This is a genomic window from Chryseobacterium lathyri, from assembly GCF_019970085.1.
Lineage (GTDB): Bacteria > Bacteroidota > Bacteroidia > Flavobacteriales > Weeksellaceae > Chryseobacterium > Chryseobacterium lathyri.
The window spans coordinates 212,799-231,584 of sequence record NZ_JAHXYG010000006.1 but is presented as its reverse complement, the minus strand read 5'-3'; the positions used below and the strand labels follow the sequence as shown (position 1 = coordinate 231,584).

15 protein-coding genes are annotated in these 18,786 nt (G+C 35.3%); 8 read left to right on the top strand and 7 right to left on the bottom strand.

The features are described 5' to 3' along the window. Window positions 1-148: 148 nt before the first annotated feature. From LC418_RS19375 to LC418_RS19365, 3 genes are read left to right on the top strand one after another with little or no spacing between them, the layout of a single operon-like run. On the top strand, window positions 149-2,329 hold the full coding sequence (locus LC418_RS19375; protein WP_223560330.1) for a prolyl oligopeptidase family serine peptidase: 2,181 nt from the start codon (window positions 149-151) through the stop codon (window positions 2,327-2,329). Next, window positions 2,330-4,540, top strand: a complete 2,211-nt coding sequence (locus tag LC418_RS19370) for a lantibiotic dehydratase family protein (protein ID WP_223560329.1) — start codon at window positions 2,330-2,332, stop codon at window positions 4,538-4,540. Between the two features lie 3 nt (window positions 4,541-4,543). Further along, window positions 4,544-5,386 carry a thiopeptide-type bacteriocin biosynthesis protein gene (locus LC418_RS19365; protein WP_223560328.1) on the top strand — a complete coding sequence of 281 codons (843 nt, stop codon included), beginning with the start codon at window positions 4,544-4,546 and terminating at the stop codon, window positions 5,384-5,386. An 86-nt stretch (window positions 5,387-5,472) separates the two neighbouring features. On the opposite strand, the gene coaE is transcribed toward LC418_RS19365, so the two are convergent. The 4 genes from coaE to ruvB are packed head-to-tail and all read right to left on the bottom strand — an operon-like array spanning window position 5,473 to window position 8,633. Next, a complete protein-coding gene (gene coaE, locus LC418_RS19360; protein ID WP_111955438.1) occupies window positions 5,473-6,102 on the bottom strand; it encodes a dephospho-CoA kinase in 630 nt (209 codons plus the stop codon). Between the two features lie 9 nt (window positions 6,103-6,111). Continuing rightward, window positions 6,112-6,978, bottom strand: a complete 867-nt coding sequence (locus tag LC418_RS19355) for an MBL fold metallo-hydrolase (RefSeq protein WP_223560327.1) — start codon at window positions 6,976-6,978, stop codon at window positions 6,112-6,114. A gap of 14 nt (window positions 6,979-6,992) precedes the next feature. Then, window positions 6,993-7,604, bottom strand: coding sequence for an FMN-binding negative transcriptional regulator (locus LC418_RS19350; protein ID WP_223560326.1), 612 nt, complete (start codon window positions 7,602-7,604; stop codon window positions 6,993-6,995). Between the two features lie 6 nt (window positions 7,605-7,610). Next, window positions 7,611-8,633: a Holliday junction branch migration DNA helicase RuvB gene (ruvB, locus tag LC418_RS19345; protein ID WP_111955432.1), complete on the bottom strand. Its 1,023-nt coding sequence runs from the start codon at window positions 8,631-8,633 to the stop codon at window positions 7,611-7,613. 226 nt (window positions 8,634-8,859) lie between these two features. Here ruvB and hutI point away from each other — a divergent pair, with 226 nt between their 5' ends. From hutI to LC418_RS19320, 5 genes are all read left to right on the top strand, one after another. Continuing rightward, on the top strand, window positions 8,860-10,086 hold the full coding sequence (gene hutI / locus LC418_RS19340) for an imidazolonepropionase (protein ID WP_223560325.1): 1,227 nt from the start codon (window positions 8,860-8,862) through the stop codon (window positions 10,084-10,086). 3 nt (window positions 10,087-10,089) lie between these two features. Then, window positions 10,090-11,187, top strand: coding sequence for a DUF695 domain-containing protein (locus LC418_RS19335; protein ID WP_223560324.1), 1,098 nt, complete (start codon window positions 10,090-10,092; stop codon window positions 11,185-11,187). A gap of 241 nt (window positions 11,188-11,428) precedes the next feature. Next, window positions 11,429-13,441, top strand: coding sequence for a BCCT family transporter (locus LC418_RS19330; protein ID WP_167409408.1), 2,013 nt, complete (start codon window positions 11,429-11,431; stop codon window positions 13,439-13,441). 137 nt (window positions 13,442-13,578) lie between these two features. Beyond that, on the top strand, window positions 13,579-14,502 hold the full coding sequence (gene hutG / locus LC418_RS19325; RefSeq protein WP_223560323.1) for a formimidoylglutamase: 924 nt from the start codon (window positions 13,579-13,581) through the stop codon (window positions 14,500-14,502). 138 nt (window positions 14,503-14,640) lie between these two features. Continuing rightward, the gene (locus tag LC418_RS19320; protein WP_223560322.1) at window positions 14,641-15,933 is read left to right on the top strand and encodes an aldehyde dehydrogenase family protein; all 1,293 of its coding nucleotides are present in this window, start codon (window positions 14,641-14,643) and stop codon (window positions 15,931-15,933) included. A gap of 193 nt (window positions 15,934-16,126) precedes the next feature. On the opposite strand, the gene pyk is transcribed toward LC418_RS19320, so the two are convergent. Genes pyk through rnc form a run of 3 tightly spaced genes read right to left on the bottom strand, consistent with a single transcriptional unit; the run spans window position 16,127 to window position 18,777 of the window. Then, window positions 16,127-17,572 carry a pyruvate kinase gene (gene pyk, locus LC418_RS19315; protein WP_111955420.1) on the bottom strand — a complete coding sequence of 482 codons (1,446 nt, stop codon included), beginning with the start codon at window positions 17,570-17,572 and terminating at the stop codon, window positions 16,127-16,129. After that, window positions 17,565-18,038, bottom strand: coding sequence for an IPExxxVDY family protein (locus LC418_RS19310; protein ID WP_111955418.1), 474 nt, complete (start codon window positions 18,036-18,038; stop codon window positions 17,565-17,567). Before LC418_RS19310 ends, pyk begins: the two co-directional genes overlap by 8 nt. Then, a complete protein-coding gene (rnc, locus tag LC418_RS19305; RefSeq protein WP_111955416.1) occupies window positions 18,016-18,777 on the bottom strand; it encodes a ribonuclease III in 762 nt (253 codons plus the stop codon). The genes LC418_RS19310 and rnc overlap by 23 nt, the downstream gene beginning before the upstream one ends. Window positions 18,778-18,786 lie beyond the last annotated feature (9 nt).

Genomic DNA, 18,786 nt, shown 5'->3' with positions numbered 1-18,786 from the left:
CAATAATTTTCAATTATATTGGAAGTCAATAAATCGTATATGAATTTACCTTTTTACAAATAGATATTCAAAATATAGACTTTGAAAAGAGATTTATATTCTGTACAAAAAAATAAATTAAGAAATTTAAATAGGCTCTAAGTAAGAAATGAAAAAATTAATATTTATCATTATTAGTAAATTTTGTATACTCAATATAAGTGCCCAAAAAATAAATACAGCTGTATCAAAGCCTACAACAGATCTATATTTTGATACTAAGATAGTGGATGAGTATAGAAATCTAGAAGATTTAGAAAATCCTCAGACGATCGATTGGATGAAATCACAGACAGCTTATACAAATTCTGTTCTTAATCTAATTCCTAAAAGAAACTATTATATAGAAAAAAGATTAGAGTTTGATAAAAGGCGAGGCTATTCTGTATCTGAATTGAAAATGACTAATAATGATAAATATTTTTATTTAAAAAGAAATGCTGATGAAAAAATAGCAAAACTATACTATAGAGAAAGAGGCTCAGAGAAAGAAGAATTACTTTATGATCCTGCCAATTATAAAAATTCAGAAGCGAATCATGAATTTGTAATCAATTATATTAGCCCTAGTTGGGATGGTAATAAAATTGCTGTTTCAATGGTAGAGAAGGGAGTAGAGCTTTCAGATTTGATTATCATCGATGTGAAAAAAAAACAAGTTTATCCTGAATTTATTGCAAATACGGCACCTGCTACTTTTGATGGGGTAAAATGGTTAGATGACAATAGTGGCTTTTTTTATGTCGCTTTTTCAACAATTGACCCAAAATCTATAGATTTTTATAAAAATACCAAAACTGTTTTATATAAGTTAGGAACAGATCCCAAAAAAGTAATTGACGTTTTTTCTGCCAAAAATAATCCTGATTTAAAAATTACTGAAAACCAGTTTCCGATGATTTTGGAATATAATATTGAAGATCAGTATTATAAAGGAATGCTAGTAGACTTTCAATCTTACAGGAAAACATTTATAATAAGTAAAAAAGATCTGTTAGCCGGTAAGAAAAACTGGAAACCCTTTTCTGAATCAAGTGACAAAGCTAAAAATTTAGATTTTTGGAATGGTAAAGTTATTTTCCAATCATCCTATAATTCATCTCTTAATAAATTATGTAAAACCAGTATTGATCACCCAGATTTTAAAAATGCTGAAGTTTTAATTCCTGAAAGAAAAGATGAAATTATAAAAGGATATAAAATTACGAAAGATGGTATCTATTATACTACCACTAAAAACGGAGTAGAAGCTAAATTATATTTATATAAAAATGGGGAAGATATTCCTATCCGGCTTCCATTCCTATCAGGAAATATTGATTTAGAATCTAAAGGACAAAATTTCCCGGATATTTGGATAACATGTTCAGGATGGGCAAATGATGAGCAACGTTTTAGATATGATGCTAAAACTAATACTTTCAAGCCGGAAAACCTTGTACCAATTGTAGAATACCCTGAATTCAAAGATATAATAGCGCAAGAAATAACTGTAAAAGCCAGAGATGGAGAAGAAATCCCATTATCTTTGATTTACAATAAAAACTTAGTTAAAAATGGTAAATCTCCATTGTTAATAGAAGCTTATGGCTCTTATGGAGTAGTTGACAGTCCTGCTTTTGCTAAAAGTTATTTATTATGGGTAAGTCAAGGAGGCATAATGGCAATTGCTCATGTTAGAGGAGGAGGAGAAAAAGGTGAACAATGGCGTTTGGGGGGGTATAAAGAGACAAAGCCTAATACTTGGAGAGATTTAATAGACTGTACAGAATACCTGATAAAAGAAAAATATACTTCAAAAGAGAAAATAGCGATTTGGGGAGGTAGTGCAGGAGGAATTGCAGTAGGTAGAGCAATGACAGAAAGACCAGATCTTTTTAAGGCTGTTATTGCAGAAGTGGGATCTCTAAATATGCTTAGGGAAGAGGTAACGTCTAATGGGCAGCCTCAAGAATTTGGGAGTATAAAAGATCCGAAAGGATTTAAAGCCTTATTAGAAATGGATGCTTACCATCACATTAAAAAAGGTGTGAAATATCCTGCAACTTTTATCACTGGAGGAATAAATGATCAGAGAGTTTCCCCATGGATGCCTACAAAATTTGCGGCAAAATTAATGGCAGATGATGCTTCCGACAATGTGATATTACTAAAAATAGATTTTGAGGGAGGACATGGAGCTAATATTCCTGTGGCCCAACAATATGCCGGCATAGGAGATATTTTTGCATTTGCCTTCTGGCAATTGGGGCATCCTGATTACCAACCAAAAGAAAACACAAAAAAATAGATGTCTCGTTTTCCATATCAATTTTTTAATGAGTATGTTGTGCGTACTCCTTTATTTTCTTGCAATTTTTTTTTTAAAAAGCTTAATAAAAAAGAAATTTCAGACAGCGAATTAAAAGAAATTACCGAGAATTCTATTTTTAAAGAAGCCATTTATTTAGCTTCGCCATATTTACATGAAGAGTTGGCTAGATGGGTAAATTCAGAAAAACGGTTTTTACCAAAAGACGATCAAAAAATAAAAAACACGATATTAAAATACTATAGCCGAATGAGTACCCGTTGTACACCATTCGGCTTATTTTCTTGTGTTAGTTTAGGGAAATTTAGTGAGGAGGTAATAAATGGGGAATATGTAAGTAATCAGGATCAAATAAAAGGAGACCAGTTAGTTAGAGATACTAAATTGGATATGTATTTTCTTGTTTCCTTGGCTCAGCATTTTGTGAAATTACCTGAAATAAGAAATAAATTATTGCTATTTCCAAACAATAGTATTTACAGGATAGGAAACAAAATCCGTTATGTAGAATATCAGTATACCGGAGGAAAAAGAGATTATATTATTTCATCTGCCCCCTTATCTACAGAATTACAGCAAATACTTGAACTGTCAAAAGAAGGTAAAACACTGCAACAACTTGCAGAAACCCTTATTAATCATGAAATAACTCAAGAAGAATCTTTAGAATTTATTAATGAGCTGATAGATAATCAAGTTCTTGTAAGTGAATTAGAGCCGAATGTATCTGGAAAAGATTTTTTAGACGTTCTTATTCTTATTCTGAAAAAAATAGATGCAGATAAAGACGGAAATACTCTCATTTCTATAAAAAATAAATTAACTGAATTGGATCAAAACATTGGAAATCGAATCTTAGCCTATACTCAGACAGAAGAATTAATTAAATCTTTTGATACTGAGTATGAACAAAAATATCTTTTTCAGACCGATTTGTATTCAGAAAGTCAATTTATTTTATCCAATCATTGGAAGAAAGAGATAAAAAAAGGAGTTATCTTTTTAAATAAACTAAACCGGCTCCAAAAAAATAATTACTTAGAAAAATTCAAAAAAGCATTTAACGAAAGATTTGAAGGAGAAGAAGTGCCTTTAATGTATGTACTCGATGTAGAAGTTGGAATTGGTTATAAGCAAGATAATTCAGCGAAAGGACTTCACCCCTATTTGGAAGATTTGCAGCTATCAACTTCCAAAAAAAATCAAAATTTACATATTGAACTGAGTCCGGTTCATGCAATTCTTAATGAAAAATTACAAAATGCTTTACTGGAAGATTGGTATAAAATAGAATTGTCAGACGACGATTTCAAAGATTTTGAAGTAAATTGGGATGATTTACCTGACACGATTGCTTTTTTAACAGAGATTATTTCAGATAATAATCAGGAAAAACTATTCTTAAATACCAGTACAGGGAGCAGTGCAGCGAATCTGCTGGGAAGATTTTGTTCGGAAAGATCAGAGCTACAAACCCTTTCAAAAGTAATTGCAAAAAAAGAGCAGGAATTAAATTCTGATTATATGTTGGCAGAAATTGTCCATTTACCTGAAGCAAGAATCGGAAATTTGATCAGAAGGCCAACCTTAAGACAATATGAAATTCCCTATTTGGCACAATCTGTATTACCAAAAGAAAATCAAATACCAGTAAATGATTTATACATTTCTTTGAAAAATGAAAGAATTGTTTTGCGTTCCAAAAAACAAAACAAGGAAATAAAACCTTATTTGACGAATGCCCATAATTATTCAGGAAATACTTTACCTGTTTATCACTTCCTCTCTGATCTTTATTCCCAGGATATACGAAAAGGATTATATTTTACATGGGGAGGATTAGAAGATATTTATAAATTTCTACCAAGAGTAGAGTATAGGAATATTATATTGTCAAAAGCCCAATGGAAGGTAACCGAAAAAGATATTATCTCTTTTGATTTACTGGATAAAGAGCATTTTCTGATCCAGCTTGAAAACTGGAGAATTAAGAGAAAGATTCCATCATGGATTCAATGGGTGAATTTTGATAATACTTTAACAATGAATCTGGAAAACTATGATATGGCAAAACTTTTTATCGAAACTATAAAACGAAAAAAATCTATTATCATCGAAGAATTTTTATGCAACGAAAATGATGATTTTAAGCATGAATTTATCTTCCCAATGTATAAAAACAAGAAATAGGCTATGGTAAAAAGAAAATTTATTCCTGGAACCGAGTGGCTCTACCTGAAAATTTATACGGGAATAAAGACTGGGGATAGTATTTTAGAAGAAGCCATACAACCTTTAGTAGAAGATTTTCAAAAGGATAATTATATTTCACAATGGTTTTTTGTCCGCTACAATGATCCAAAACCACATCTGAGAATAAGATTTTTGTTAAGGAATATTGGTGATTACAGCAAAATTCTTGGCAAAATCAATGAGACTCTACAGGAATATATAGAAAGTGGTGAGATTTCAAATATTTTAATTGATACTTACAACAGGGAAATTGAACGCTATGGTAAAAACACGATTGAAGATGCTGAAACTCTATTTTACAAAAACAGTGAGTTTACACTTCAATGTTTAGATTATGATGATGAAGGAAAAATTATGATTGGTCTTTTCTATATTAATGAAGTATTGAATAAACTTAATCTCCCGCTTCAGGAAAAGCTGGAATGGATAAAGGATTTTAATAATGCCTTTAAAACAGAATTTAATGCTGATAAAAAATTGAATAGTCAATTAGATAAAAAATATAGAGAGTTTAAACCTAAATTTTTAGATTTTATTCAATCAGATGAATCTTCAGAAGAGAGGGAGGCAATTATTTCCAATATTGAAGAAAGCAGTGATATTCTTCAAAATATCATATCCTATAGTGAAAATGATTCCTTAGGAATATCTTTACAGGCTTTTTTGCAAAGTATTTTTCATATGAACATCAACAGGCTTTTTGTTTCCAATCAAAGACTATTTGAAATGATAATGTATGATTATTTGTTAAGATACTATAAAACTTGTGTCTATAGGGATTAGTTAGAATAATACCTTAACTAAAATATAGCAAGCAGTTATGTTAAACTTAAAAAAAACCTCGTTAGAATTTTCTAACGAGGTTTTTTTTATTCAATAGCAAAGATGATCTGTTCGGTCTGTTCCTTAAGATCTTCTAGGTTGGTATTATTATAGATAATGCAGTCTGCAAGTTTTATCTTATCCTTTTCAGGCATTTGCTTTTCCATGACAGATTCTACTTCTCGGTAGGTTTTTCCATCCCTGTCCATTACTCTTTTGGCTCTGATATTATCTTCAGCAGTAACCAGAAGAGATTTATAACATTGTCGGTTCAGCTTTAATTCGAATAATAAGGCCGTCTCTTTAAAGACCAAATACTTTGTCTGTTTTTTAAGCCATTCTTCAAAATCAATACGTACCGCAGGATGAATAATCTCATTTAACTCGTGAAGCAGTTCCTTATTGCTGAAAACCTTTTCTGCAACAAATTTTCTGTCATACAGTCCGTTCGCATCATAAGCTTCATTGCCTAGTAAATCTATTATTTTTACCTTTAAATCCTCACTTTCATTCACAATGGCTTTCGCTCTGTCATCGGAATAATAAACAGGAAATCCAAAGTCTTCTATAAAATGAGCTACAGTAGTCTTTCCTGAACCTATACCACCGGTAAGTCCGATCACCTTGGGTGCCGGTTCCGGTTCTGCTTTCTGTGTTTCTGAATGTAAATCTTCCATAATCAAAAATTAATATCCAAAAACATCATTAAAACTGTGAATCTCGTCTAATCTTACCCCTTTTTCAGTCATTTTAAGACTTGCCAGTTCATTGTGGGCATCATGTTCAAAGAACAGAAGATATTCATTGTCTACACACTGTTTCAGGAATTTTCCTTTCTCTTCCAATGTCAGAAGAGGTCTTGTATCATATCCCATTACATAAACCTGGTTAATATGTCCTGCAGTAGGAATAAGATCCGCAGCAAAAACAATCGTTTTTTCCTGATATTGAATCACCGGAAGCATCTGTTTTTCGGTATGCCCGTCTACAAATATCACATCCATTTTTAAGTCTGGAGCAAAACCGTAATTTCCCGTAGTAGGAAGAGGCAAAAAGTTAAGCTGTCCGCTTTCCTGCATTGGAAGGATATTCTCTTTCAGAAAGCTGGCTTTTTCTCTTGCATTAGGTTCTGTAGCCCATTGCCAGTGGTTTTCGTTCGTCCAGAACTGAGCGTTTTTAAAAGCCGGTCTGTATCCCGTTCGGTCATCATTCCATTCAATAGCACCTCCGCAATGATCAAAGTGAAGGTGAGTAAGGAATACATCCGTAATATCCTCTTTTACAAAACCGAATTTCTTTAAATTCTTATCAAGATTATCATCTCCCCAAAGCGAATAATGCCCGAAGAATTTATCATCTTGTTTATTTCCAAGACCGCAGTCTACAAGAATCAGTTTCTTGCCGTCTTCTATAAGCAGGGAACGCGTTCCCAGTTCAATCAGGTTTCTTTCGTCTGCAGGATTGGTTTTTTCCCACAGACTCTTTGGGACGACTCCAAACATGGCACCGCCGTCCAGTTTAAATTTTCCACATTGTATTGGATATAGCTTCATATATATTTTGATTATTATTTCTTTATTAATTTCATTTTCTCAGCAATTTTTCTTCCATTCTCATCCGAATTTTCAAGCTCAGAGATAATATTCTGATAATCATGATCTTTTCTGTTCTGAGAAAGCTTTTGCTTGATGAATATTTCTGTCGGAATTATTTTCAGCCCGAAAGCACCTTTCATTTCTTTTTCCACAAATTCCCTTCCCATATCTTTTACCATGACAGGACACTTCTGGAAACTTTCATATTTTGAAGTTAATTTATCAAGATGCTGATAAAGTTCGTCATGATTCATAAGCTGTACTTTCCCATACACCTGAACAGCTTCATAATTCCAGGTCGAAACATTAAGATGATCATACCAGCTGCTCGAAATATAAGTATGGGCTCCCAGGAAGTCACAGAGAACTTCATCTCCGTCCTTTAATGTTTTTGCCTGAGGATTGGCTCTGGAAATATGAGTTTCCACATAGACATTCTCAGGATCATTATCATTAAGCATCATCATGGAATGCGTAGCTCTTATTTTTTCAACGGAAGAAATAAGCAGGGCAAATGCATTGTCTCTGATGATTTCTTTCATCAGATCAAGATCTTCACTTCTGTATAATTTTGGAATAAACATAGACCGTTAAAATAATTCTCCCGGATTTTTTGGACGGGATATTTTTAAATGCTGGTAAGCTTTGTCGGTAACTTCTCTTCCCCTGGGTGTTCTGATGATAAATCCTTCCTGAATCAGAAAAGGCTCATACACCTCTTCCAGGGTCTCAGGATTTTCAGCAATTGAGGTAGCAAGGGCGGAAATTCCTACCGGTTTTCCTTTGAAGTTTTCAATCATGACCCGCATGATCTTATTATCCATTTCATCCAGGCCAAACTCATCAACATTAAGAGAATTCAATGCATACTTTGTGATATTGATCTCAATTTCTCCGTTTCCTTTGATCTCGGCAAAATCACGTACTCTTCTTAGCAAAGCATTGGCAATCCTTGGTGTTCCGCGGCTTCTTCTGGCAATTTCTATCGCTGCATCTTCATAAATCTTACTTCCCAAAACCCTTGAGCTTCGCTGAATGATCATCGATAAAAGCTCAACCGAATAATATTCAAGCCTGCTTTGAATCCCGAACCTTGCCAGCATTGGCTTTGTAAGCATTCCGCTTCTTGTGGTTGCTCCTACCAGCGTGAAAGGATTCAGACTGATCTGGACACTTCTCGCATTAGGACCGCTTTCCAGCATAATATCTATCTTATAATCCTCCATGGCAGAATACAGATATTCTTCCACAACAGGCGACAGGCGGTGGATCTCATCAATAAAAAGAACATCGTTTTCTTCCAGATTCGTCAGCAGGCCGGCTAAACTTCCCGGCTTATCCAAAACAGGACCAGAAGTAATCTTACAGTTAACACCAAGCTCATTGGCAATAATATTGGCTAAAGTTGTTTTACCCAGACCCGGCGGACCATGCAGAAGAACATGATCAAGAGCACCACCACGTCTTTTGGCAGCACTGACAAAAACTTCCAGGTTTTCCAAAGTTTTTCTCTGTCCGGCAAAATCCTTAAAACTCTGCGGACGGATCTGCTCCTCCTGCATAAGTTCTTCATGTGAGTAGTTTTCCTTATCTGGATGTAAAAAGTCTGGCATTAATTCATTTCATTTACTTCAAAGATAGGAAATTTAGACTAAGGTTGAGGTTTAGATTGAGAAAATTCAGGGATTCAAAAAGGAGAGTTGTAAGGCAGAGGTAAAGGCAAAGATAACTACAATAGCTAAGGTTGAAGCCAATTTGAATTTAGTATATTGAGATATTTTAAGTATTTTTGAGAAGAAAATTTAATTGCAAACAAGCTGTAGCTTTAATCTTAAACAAATGAAATTAATAGGACCTTTCAAGCAGATCATTACGTTGGCAGATCTTCCGTTAAGAGGAAAAATATCTGATGAGCAAATGGATATTATTACAGACGGAGGAATTTTGGTTGATAATGGCTTGATTAAGAAAGTTGGGAACTTTAAGATGCTAAAGACTGAAAATCCGGATACAGAAACGGAATCTATTGAAGGAGAGCAGATTGCTCTTCCCGGATTTGTAGATTCCCATACCCACATCTGTTTCGGTGGAAACCGCGCCAATGACTTTGCCATGCGTAATGCAGGAAAAACCTATCTTGAAATAGCAGAAAGCGGCGGGGGAATCTGGAGCTCCGTACAGCACACGAGAAATGCTTCAGAAGAAGAATTATTAAAAACATTGGTAGAAAGGATCAGTTTTTTAGTTTCATTAGGAATTACGACCATTGAAATAAAAAGTGGCTATGGATTAGATGTGGAAAATGAACTGAAAATGCTCAGAATCATTAAAAAAGCACAGGGACAGACAAAAGCCAGACTGGTTCCTACATGTCTTTCTGCTCATTTGAAGCCCAGAGATTTTGACGGAACCAATCAGGAATATTTAGAATATATTCTTACAGAGATTTTGCCAAAAGTAAAAGAAGAAGAACTAGCACAGCGTGTAGATATATTTATAGAAAAATCTGCATTTCAGCCTGAAGAAAGTAAAGATTTCCTTCTTAAAACTAAAGATTTAGGTTTTGATATAACGGTTCATGCAGACCAGTTTACACCAGGAAGTTCAAGGATTGCAGTAGAAGTAGGAGCAAAATCTGCAGATCATCTGGAAGCCACCATTGATGAAGATATTGAGTTTTTAGCACAGTCGAATACTGTTGCTACTGCATTGCCGGGAGCAAGCTTAGGATTAGGTGAAAAATTTACTCCGGCCAGAAAATTACTGGATGCCGGAGCTATTGTAGCCATTGCCAGCGACTGGAATCCGGGATCTGCACCGATGGGAAACTTAATTACCCAAGCTTCTATTTTGGCTACATTTGAAAAATTAACAACTGCTGAAGTGTTAGCGGGAATAACATTCCGTGCTGCTTATGCATTAGGTCTTGAAGATATAGGAAAACTGGAAACGGGTAAAAAAGCAGATTTTGTAACGTTTAAAACCGATAATTTTCAGAACGTTCTTTACAATCAGGGAAGCCTGAATGCAGAACATGTGTATATCAGCGGAACTCAAATTCAATAGAAAATGGGTATTTTTGATAAGATCTTAGGCAAAAAACAGCCGGAGAAAGAAACCAAAACCTATAAGGACTTTTGGGACTGGTTTTTAATAAAAGAGAAAACTTTTTTTGAAGTTGTAAAAGGCAGAGAACATATTGAAGAACAGTTTTTTGATATCATATCTCCTGAACTTACTAAGATAAATGACGGTTACTATTTCCTCTCAGGAATGTGTGATGAAGATACAGCCGAACTTATCATTACGGTAGAAGGTGATGTAAAAAAAATAATTTTTGCAGAAGAACTTATTGCCGCTGCTCCTAAGATTGATCATTGGAAATTTACAGCCCTCAAACCCGAAACGAATATTGAAAATATTGGATTGAGAATGGGGGACTTAGAATTTACAAAAAACAATATCTATTTTTACTCCAATGAAATACAAGGTTATCCGGATGAGATTGATCTGGCGTTTGTTTATGAAAACTTAAACGAAGAAAACAGACAATCGGCCACGACGGGAATCTGTATTTTTCTGGATAATTTCCTGGGCGAGTTGAATTTTGCCACCCAAATTGATACTTTCAGCATTATAGGTAAAAGTGAAGCGGAGCAGGAACTTATTCCCATAGAAAAACTAAAAGAATTTCTTCTGTGGAGAGAAAGAGAATTTACAGAAAAGTATAAAGACCGGCAGGTTTTGGAAAGTGAAGATCAGTTTTCTCTTCTTGAAGCCACTCTGGAAAACGGAATGCCGCTTATGGCCACAGTCAATGCTTCTCTGTTAAAATATGATGCAAAAGCCTCTTATCCATGGATTTCTGCCCTGAAAATTTCTTACGATGGAAAGAACAATAATGGTTTTCCGGAAGAAGCGGATTACAATACAATGAATGTCATTGAAGACTATGCAATAGAACTTCTTGGCCAAAAAGATGGTCATTTGTATATCGGCAGGGAAACCGCAGACAATTCCAAAAGCATTTACTTTGCAAGCAAGGACTTCAGGCAGCCTTCTAAAGTTTTTGATCGGATCATAAAAGACAATCCTCAGTATAAAATTTCACTTGAAATTTATAAAGATAAATACTGGCAGAGCTTTGAACACTACAATGTAAATTAAAGAAAATACATTTTTTTACAAGGCAAATTAGGCGGAATACAGCCTCAGACTTTTATTTTTTATTTAAGTTTTCTTATATTGTGACCCCATTACTGTTGATTCATTGTATAAAACAGTAATTTTCTATAGTTCTTAAGTACACTCCTTGATAAGGAAAATAACGCAGTCATATTATTCTTTGAGTACTTCTGCCAGGGCTATGCCAGGTGTCTGTCAATATTAATACGAAAAAATAAACTTGATGAAATTTGAAAATCTAAAGTCTACTTTCAACAAAGGTGTTACTATTCCAAGTCTCATTTTTATTATCGGAACATGTTTTCTTTCGGCTCTTTATCCTAAGCCGACGGAAAATATTTTAAACGAGATTAAACAATTTATATTTATTAATCTGAACTGGGTGTATGTATGGGCGGTCACTCTGTTTGTGATCTTTTTAGTTTACCTGCTGTTCAGTAAATATGCAAATATAAAGCTGGGAGCTAACGACAGCAAACCTGAATACTCCTTTTTCTCATGGATCTCAATGCTGTTTGCAGCAGGAATGGGAATCGGGCTGATTTATTTTAGTGTGGCAGAACCTATGCAGCATTATTCTTCCGAAGTTTTTGCCGATAATCATTACGTTAGCAGAGCCAAGCAGGCACAATTGTATACCTTTTTTCACTGGGGAGTTCATGCCTGGGCTATTTACGGAGTGGTAGGACTTTCTTTATCGTACTTTGCTTACCGGTACAGGCTGCCGCTTTCATTACGAAGCTGTTTTTATCCATTGCTGAAAGATAAGATTAATGGTAAATGGGGGAATGCAATTGATGTATTTGCATTATGTTGCACTTTCTTCGGATTGACTACTACTTTAGGATTTGGAGTGGTACAGATCAGTTCAGGATTAAATATACTTCATATTACCGCGGAAAACAGTTTTACCAATCAGGTGATTATTGTGATCAGTCTTATTACTCTTTCTGTATTTTCAGCGATTAGCGGAGTGGATAAAGGGGTAAAGATTTTAAGCAATATCAATGTAATGAGCGTCATTGTACTCTTACTTTTTGTACTAATATTGGGCCCGACGGTCTATCTGATAGGAAGTTTTACGGATGGATTGGGAAACTATATCAATAATTTTTTCAATCTTACTTTCAATACCCATGTCTACGAAAAAAATGCATTGCCATGGTTCTATGACTGGACTATTTTATATTGGGCGTGGTGGATTTCATGGTCGCCTTATGTAGGATTATTTATCGCCCGGATTTCCAAGGGAAGAACCATCAGAGAATTTATTCTGGCAGTTTTAGTACTTCCTACATTATTCAATTTTATCTGGATGTCTGTGTTTGGAAACAGTGCTATCTGGTTTGATTTAAATATTGCAAATGGAAAATTGAGTCAACTGGCGTCCGATCCTGATGCATTGATGTTCCGGTTTTTAGAATATATGCCCTTATCAACACTGACCGGGTTTTTCGTTATTGCCATCATTATTATTTTCTTTGTGACCTCCGCTGATTCGGGAATATTTGTGATGAACAGTATCGCTACCAAAAATGCTAAAAAATCTCCCAAATGGCAGATTGTATTCTGGGGTATTTTACTCGCTGTGCTTTCCCTTTTGCTATTAAACGCCGGGGGATTAAAAGCGCTTCAAAGTATGACTTTAATTACGGCATTACCCTTTTCAGTCATCATACTTTTATTTATAGTAAGTTTGATGAAGGGACTGATCATTGACCAGAAATATTATGAGACTAACTTTTCTGCTTCAACCGTTCCATGGTCAGGCGAGTTTTGGAAAGAGCGTTTAAAAAATATTGTTTCCTTTAAAGATAACTCTTCGGTAGATCATTTTATTCAGATCAAAACAAAAGAAGCCTTTACAGATCTGCGGCAGGAATTTGCAGCGAACGGAATTGAAGCCAAAATAAATCATTATGAAAATCCTGCCAGAATAGAAATAGAGATTCACCAGGGAATCGTCAATAATTTTATTTATGGAATTGAAAATAGAGTGAAAACCGTTTCAGAATACATGATCACTGAAGAGAATCTTCCCGATCTCGATGACAATAAAACCCACTATCCGAGATCCTATTTCGGAGATGGAAGAGAAGGGTATGATGTGCAGTACTTTACAAAGAATGAACTGATTTCTGATGTACTCAAGCATTATGAACGATTCCTAGAAATTGTTTCAGAAGAGCGAAATGAAATGTTCATAAGCAGTAACGCCAATCAGAAAAAAAAATAATTTAAGATCAGCATATTACAGGAATGACAGAAGTCATGGAGCATTTTTGAAATTGAACACAGGAGCGTTTTAATATCTAAACAATATTATTTAGATTTACTGGATAAAACGCAGTAATTAAAATTTAATTTAGATCTATGTTTCAGGACACTTGGCAAGGCAGATTAGACGGAGAAGAACCTCTTTTCCACAGAATATTTCAAAGAGTTAAGGAAGAACATAATTACGACAATATTAAAGCAGATGATTTTGTTCTGCATGGCTTTGCCGTAGATGAAGGAGTCAGAAGAAATAAAGGACGGCAGGGTGCCAAAGATGCCCCTGATGTAATCCGAAAAAATATGTCTAATTTCCCTGTGATCCGTCCGGATTTCTCCCTTCTTGATTTTGGAAATATAACCTGTGAAGACGGCGATCTTGAAAGTGCCCAGAACAGCCTTGCGAAAAATGTTTCAAAAGTTTTGCTGAAAGGAGGAAAGTCACTCGTTTTAGGAGGAGGCCATGAAGTAACCTATGCGCATTATTTAGGCGTGAAAACGGCTTTTCCGGAACAGAAAATTGGGATCATCAATATAGACGCCCATTTTGATAACAGGCAGCCGGAAAAAGGAGTAGGGGCAAGCTCCGGAACAGGGTTCTGGCAAATTGCACAGGAAGGGCAGATCAACTCACTTCATGTCGGAATCCAGAGAAACTCAAATACTCTGAAGCTTTTTGATACAGCCCATCAGTACGGGATGAAATATATCCTTGCTGATGAACTCTTTTTTGAAAATCTTCCTTCCATCTACCAGCGTATCGATGAGCTGATGGAGACTGTAGATTTTGCTTATCTTACCATCTGCATGGACGTTTTCAATGCATCCATCGCCCCCGGAGTTTCCGCTTCCGCCTATAATGGAATCTTTGCAGATACCCCTTTTATGCATTTTTACAGACATATTTTAAAAAGTAAAAAACTGATAGCACTTGATGCTGCAGAAGTCAATCCTTCCCTTGATATTCAGGACAGAACAGCCAAGCTGGCCGCATGTCTTGTGAATGAATGGTTTATGGTCTGAGAATAAATTATATTATTTCGATAGAGAAAAATCATTACTTTATTTAGCCTTAAGGAATAGAATTTGTTACTTTCACACTGCTTTTAGAATAAAGGCATTAATAAATTCATTTTGTGAATTTAAAACAGAAATTATATTATGGAACAGTTAATTGAAAATAAGCTTATTCAAGCAGATAAGACATTTTCAGAATGGAGAAAAGTACCGTTTGAAGAAAAGCAGAAGCTGATCGCAAAAGCGGCAGGAATTTTAAAGAACAATTCAGAAAAATTCGGAAGAATTATTACTGCTGAAATGAATAAACCGATTTCAGAGTCGATTGCTGAGGTTGAAAAGTGCGCTTTAATGATGAATTACTATGCAGTTGCTGAAAATATTTTAAAACCTGAAAAAGTTGAATCTGAATTTGCTTATTCTGAAGTTCATTATGTTCCGAAAGGTGTAATTTTAGGAGTAATGCCCTGGAATTTTCCCTTCTGGCAGGTATTGAGGTTTGCTGTTCCAGCTATTTTAGCCGGAAATACAGTAGTTCTGAAACACGCTTCAATTTGTTTTGGAAGTGGAAATGCAATTGTAGAGGTCCTTTTAGAGGCAGGTTTTCCGGAAGGTGTATTTCAGAATCTGGAAGTGGGACATAAAGCCGTAAAAGAAATTCTTGAGCATGATGCTGTAAAAGGAGTAAGTCTTACAGGAAGTGGAAAAGCTGGTGGAGAAGTAGCTTCAATTGCTGGTTTGAATATCAAAAAATCTTTATTGGAATTAGGTGGAAGTGATGCTTTCATTATTTTCGATGATGCAGATTTAGATGAAGCGGCAAAAGCAGGAGTAAAATCCAGACTTCAAAATTGCGGACAAACCTGTACTGCCGCTAAAAGATTTATTATTGATGAAAAAATTGAAGATGAATTTTTGCCGAAGTTCATTGAAGAATATAAAACTTATGAAGTTGGAGATCCTTTAAATAAGGAAACTAAATTAGCGGGAATGGCAAGACCGGACCTGGCCGATGAGCTGGAAGCTCAATTCAACAGAGCATTGGAAAATGGGGCTGAAATTATTATTCCTTTGGAAAGAATTTCTGAAAATGAATTTAAACCCGGTTTAATTCGTGTTCAGGAAGGAAACCCTATTTTAAAAGAAGAACTTTTCGGACCTCTTGGGATGATTATGATCGCTAAAAGTGATGAAGAGGCTTTACAAATGGCTAATGATATTCCTTTTGGGCTTTCAAACTCTGTTTGGACTGCAAATAAAGAACGTCAGCTGTTTTTCATCGAAAATCTGGAATCAGGAACGGTAAATATCAACAGAATGACAAGCTCTGACCCGCGTTTTCCATTCGGTGGAAGCAAGGCTTCAGGATATGGAACGGAGTTATCATTATTGGCTTTAAAAGAGTTTGTAACAGCAAGAACAATTGTAGGAAATTGATTTGTATAATGTATAAAGTATAAAGTATAAAGTATAATGTATAATGTATAATGTATAATGTATAATGTATAATGTATAATGTATTTGTGTAAACCTACGTTAACAATATAAAAAATAAAATCCCGGAAACATCTATTTCCGGGATTTTTATATAGTAGCTAAGTAATTTTGCTTATTGCTTATTGCTTATTATCTAAACTGTTGTCAGTCTTAATGTATTTGTCTTTCCACCTTCGTAAGATGGAGTAGCATTGATGTTGATCACAAAGTCTCCGCTTTCAATATAACCATGGTTGTGTGTCAGCATATTTACCTGGATAATTGTTTCATCGGTAGATTTTTTCATGTCATAATAAAAGGCATGAACTCCCCAAAGAAGGTTCAGCATTGTGATCACTCTTCGGTTTCCGCTGTATACAATGATATGGGAATTCGGTCTGTGTGCTGCCAGCTGAAATGCTGTATATCCTGAATGCGTCAGGGTAACAATAGCAGAAACATTGGTAGTTTTAGCAATTCTTACTGCTGCAAGACATACCCTGTTGGTAATGAATCTCTCATCAATACAGTTATAGTCTTTTTCGATAGGTTCATTTTTATGCTGATAAAAATGCGTCTTCTCAATGTTCTGTACAATTTTTGACATGTTTTCAACTACCTGAACCGGATATCTTCCTACAGAAGTTTCTCCGGAAAGCATTACTGCGTCCGCGCCGTCCAATACAGAGTTGGCAACATCATTTACCTCTGCTCTTGTCGGCGTAAGGCTGTTGATCATTGTTTCCATCATCTGTGTAGCAATAATTACCGGTTTTGAGTAAAATCTTGCTTTCTCTACCAGATTTTTCTGGATAGCTGGAACTTCTTCCATCGGAACTTCCACCCCAAGGTCACCACGGGCAACCATAAGTCCGTCACATTCCAATAAAATTTCGTCAATATTTTTAACACCTTCAGGCTTTTCGATCTTAGCAATAATCGGAGTTTTGAATTTTCCGTTTGGATGGCTGTCGATCAGCTTTTTCAGGTCGATAATGTCCTGTGCGTGTCGTACGAAAGAAAGTGCAATCCAGTCAACCTCCATGTCAAGCATGAAATTGGCATCCTGAACGTCTTTTTCCGTAAGAGCAGGAAGAGATACATTGGTATTCGGCAGGTTCACTCCCTTTTTAGAGCTCAGAGGTCCCCCTTGAATAGTCTTTGCTTTTACCGTATCTATTTCGTTGGTCTCAATAACCTCCAACATCAGCTTTCCGTCATCAATAAGGATTCTCTCCCCAACTTTTACATCCTGAGGAAACTGCTGATACGTCATGTAAACCTTAGTGGAATCACCTTCTATTTTCTCATTCGTAAAAGTAAGAATATCGCCGGGGTTCAGGTAAGAACCTTCTTTTACGACACCTACTCTCAGTTTCGGTCCCTGAAGGTCTCCAAGGATACCCACAGAAAAACCGTATTCCTGATTAAGCTCTCTGATAATTTCAATATTATTTCGAACTAATTCGTAATCTGCATGTGAAAAATTTATTCTGAAAATATCAACACCTGCTTTCATGAGTCCTAACATTACCTCCTTCGACGATGAAGCAGGCCCTAGTGTTGCAATAATTTTTGTCTTCTTTAAATACTTATTCATAATACTGGATAATTTGATAAAGTTCTTCTTCAGAACCTAGTGTATAGTCTTGTATCGGAAATACAAGATTTTCCGGGAGCAAAATTACGGAAAAATCAGGAATTTGTTCCGAAGTATGCAGAATATATTCTACATCTACCTGATTATTTAATAAAAATTTAATGTTTTCTTCTCCTGTAAAGAGCTCGGTCTGCAGTTTTTTTTGCGTACTTTCCGAGGATCGGTTCGAAATAAATGTAAAACATGTCTTTGTAAACTTATGATAAGCCTCAAATCTCGGGAAATAATAATCATAATAAGCCCCGTGAATGATCACATCTTTCTTTCTGGAAAAGGTAAGGCCGTTGATTTGATTTATTTTGTAGAAAAACTCATGAGCAGGTATATCTTTTGCTAATCTTACCAATCCTATGGCAATATCTTCAAATTCTATATCATCCAGATCATAAAGTTTTTGAATTTCCAAGTATGTTTTCTTTTTTGTTTAAAATATAAAATGCTCTTTGTGCTGCCTTTTCTTCCGCTTTCTTTTTGGAAGTTTCCGTCGCATTGGCGATCTTTTCTTCTCCCAGCCAGACGTGGCACCTGAATACCACCGCTTTATTGGCCTGGACCTCTTCACAGGTCTCGTATTTTATATTTACTTTTTTCTTCTGGCTCCATTCAAGCAGAAGACCTTTATAGCTTACAATTTTATTCTCAAGCTTGTTAATTTCACTAGGAGTCAATAATCTTTCCAAGATGATCCTCTTACAGGCATCATAATGAAAGTCCAGATAAACAGCACCAATAAGTGCCTCAAATAAATTTCCGGAAATGTTTTCTCCCAATGCTGCGGATCCCTGCTTCTGCAAAAGATCGATAAGCTTCAGGTCTTCTCCTAATTTATTAAGATTCTTCCTATTAACAATTTTAGATTTCATCTGTGTCAGATATCCTTCATTAGCCTGAGGATAGGTCTGGAACAGATGACAGGAAATAATTGTACCCAAAACAGAATCTCCCAAAAATTCAAGCCTCTCGTAATTGCAGTCTTGATTTTTAGAAGAACTTTTTAAAGAAAAAGCTTCACGGTAAAGAGCAATATTCTGAACCTCCGCACCCAGCATTTTTTTCAGCTCGGTACTAAGGAAATAGTCTCTCTCCGTTAATTTTCTTTTTCTTTGTTTGAGAAGGAATTTAGAAAAGTATTTCTGTAACTCCATTCATTGAAT